1 protein-coding gene is annotated in these 907 nt (G+C 65.9%); it reads right to left on the bottom strand.

Going from position 1 to position 907, the window contains the following annotated elements; genetic code table 11:
• Positions 1-85: 85 nt before the first annotated feature.
• Positions 86-907 (bottom strand): UDP-N-acetylglucosamine 1-carboxyvinyltransferase (locus EN964_RS35780; protein ID WP_127277543.1); only part of this gene is annotated, 822 nt, incomplete at its 5' end.

Genomic DNA, 907 nt, shown 5'->3' with positions numbered 1-907 from the left:
CCCCATATAGTGACGGGGAGAAGGACGCTGCCGCGAAGGATCTCGCCAATCTCCTGCGTTGCTGGAGAGGAGCCGAGGTCGCGGGCTACGCCGAAATCCGTTCGATCACCGCGCCGCAGTTGGACAGCTTTTCTTCCAGCCGCTCGAAGCCGCGGTCGAGATGGTAGACGCGGTTGACCGTGGTCTCGCCTTCCGCCGCCAGGCCGGCGATGACCAGCGACACCGAGGCGCGAAGATCGGTTGCCATGACCGGCGCGCCCTTCAGTTTCGGCACGCCGTCGACGATCGCCGTCTGGCCCGAAAGCGTGATATGAGCGCCGAGCCGCGCCAGTTCCTGCACATGCATGAAGCGGTTCTCGAAGATCGTCTCGGTGATCCGCGACTTGCCCTTGGCCATCGTCATCAGGCCCATGAACTGCGCCTGCAAATCGGTCGGGAAGGCCGGAAACGGCGCTGTCGTCACGTCGACCGGCGAAATGCCGGCGCCGTTGCGCCTCACACGAATGCCGGAATTGGTCGGGGTGATCTCCGCACCCGTCTGGGCGATCACGTCCAGTGCCGTCTGCAGCAGGTCCGGCCGCGCGCCTTCGAGCACGACGTCGCCGCCGGTCATGGCGACGGCCATGGCATAGGTGCCGGTCTCGATGCGGTCGGGGATGACGCGCACGCGCGCACCCGACAGCGATTCGACGCCGTCGATGGTGATGGTTGGCGTGCCGGCGCCGGAAATCTTCGCGCCCATGGCGTTGAGGCACTCGGCGAGGTTGACGATCTCGGGCTCGCAAGCCGCATTTTCCAGCACCGTCTCGCCCTTGGCGAGCGCCGCGGCCATCATCAGCACATGGGTGGCGCCGACCGAGACTTTCGGGAAGATGTAGCGGTTGCCGACAAGCCGGCCATGCCTTGT

It is taken from the genome of Mesorhizobium sp. M7A.F.Ca.CA.001.10.2.1 (assembly GCF_003998575.1).
GTDB lineage: Bacteria > Pseudomonadota > Alphaproteobacteria > Rhizobiales > Rhizobiaceae > Mesorhizobium.
This window is presented reverse-complemented; position numbering and strand designations above follow the sequence as displayed.